The 1,531-nt window shown below is 66.9% G+C and carries 3 protein-coding genes; all 3 read left to right on the plus strand.

Annotation, left to right across the window (positions count from 1 at the left end):
* A partial coding sequence (locus WAW17_RS10190) for a C40 family peptidase (protein ID WP_422332865.1) occupies positions 1–354 on the plus strand: 354 nt, incomplete at its 5' end.
* A 29-nt stretch (positions 355–383) separates the two neighbouring features.
* Positions 384–1,067 (plus strand): hypothetical protein, encoded by a 684-nt coding sequence (locus tag WAW17_RS10195; protein WP_422332866.1) that lies wholly within the window; start codon positions 384–386, stop codon positions 1,065–1,067.
* 4 nt (positions 1,068–1,071) lie between these two features.
* Positions 1,072–1,531 (plus strand): hypothetical protein (locus tag WAW17_RS10200; protein ID WP_422332867.1); only part of this gene is annotated, 460 nt, incomplete at its 3' end.

Genomic DNA, 1,531 nt, shown 5'->3' on the forward strand with positions numbered 1-1,531 from the left:
TTCGACTGCTCCGGCCTGACCCTCTACGCCGTGTTCCAGGCGTCCGGGGGTGCGATCACGCTGCCGCACTTCACGGGTGACAACTCCAACCCGGGCCAGCTCAACGACGCTCGCGGGCAGGAGATTCCATTCGACCGGCGCCAGCCGGGCGACCTGATCTATTTCGGGTCTGGCGGCATCACCCACCACGTCGGGATCTACCACGGCCGGCAGAACGGCCAGGACATGCTCCTGAGCGCCCCGCAGTCCGGTGACGTCGTCTCCATTCAACCGCTGTCGAACTGGGCCGGCGAAGAGATGTACGTCCGCCGCTTCGGCGGGGGCACCACCACCGACCAGGAACTTCAGCGATGACCACTACAAAGAGAGAAGGGACAGGGCACATGACGGAGAACGTGATCGAGAACCCCGCGCCGAAGAGTGTGGCAATCAATGCTCGCGGCCAGGAAGAAGTCGCCCCGAAGGACTGGGCGGGGCGGGTGCTGCGCTACCAGACCGAGATCCTCGAGGCGAACAGGTGGCAGATCACCGAACGTCAACGCGACATCGCGTACCTGTCGGCGCTGGAAGCGCTTGATGCCGAGGTTCTCCAGCGGCCGCTGCGGGGGCGTGGTCAGCCCTCCCCGTTGTACGCACGCACGATTCACAAGATCACGGCCGCCGAACTGCGGAGGGCTTCGGGTGAGCCGGCCCCGGTCAGGGCCTGGGAGATGGTGTCGCTGGGAATGCTTCTGGTGCTCACCGCTGGCGCCATTGGCTACACATGGTGGGCAGTTCGAGAGACCGCCCGCGATCTTCTTCAGATGGATTTGACGCTCTGGCTGGGGCCGGAGCGTCGGCAGACCGCGGCGAACTCGGTCGCCTGGCTCGCGCAGGCCGGTCCCACCCTCGCCGGAATCTTGCTGGTCCCCGCACTGGTCGTCACGGTGGTCACGATCGTGCGCCGTGCCCGCCCGCGATACAGCCGTGATGCAACCTTTCTGGCCGTCGTCGCGCTCGGGGTGTGCATGGCCACTCTCGTCGCAGCGTTCTTCGGCACGCTCCTGATCACCAACCTGGGGCGGTGACCAGATGAATCGGCGTCACACCAGGACGATCCGCGGCAGCATCGCCGCCGCGATAGTGACAGTGACCCTGTTGGCGGCCGGGTGCGGTAGCTCCGATGACGGCCACGACCCTGCCGGAGAACCGATGGATTCCGGTGGTCCGACGGCCGCGCTGACCACACCGCCGCCGCCGCCGCTGCCTGACAGTTTCGCCGGAGTCGACCAGAACGATCCGGAAGCGGTGATGGTCGCCGCCGCGCAAGCCCTGTTCAGCTACAGGCCAGCGACAGATCCCAGCCAAGCCGCCGGCGCCGAACGGGCCGAACCGCTGCTCGACGAACGGTTCTACGCCGAAAACAAGGCCGCGTTCTCCGTGCTGGCACCGATCACCGGTGCCCAATGGGACCGGTGGGCGAGTGAGAACGCGGTCGTGACGGCCCGCGCAGCGGTGACCGGTGACAACCATCCACCGGATGCACCAGCCC

Source organism: Rhodococcus sp. (in: high G+C Gram-positive bacteria), from assembly GCF_049286785.1.
Classification (GTDB): domain Bacteria; phylum Actinomycetota; class Actinomycetes; order Mycobacteriales; family Mycobacteriaceae; genus Rhodococcus_F.

Coding starts and splice junctions, on each gene's coding strand:
- WAW17_RS10195 (WP_422332866.1), top strand. CDS start 384: ATGACGGAGAACGTGATCGAGAACCCCGCGCCGAAGAGTGTGGCAATC.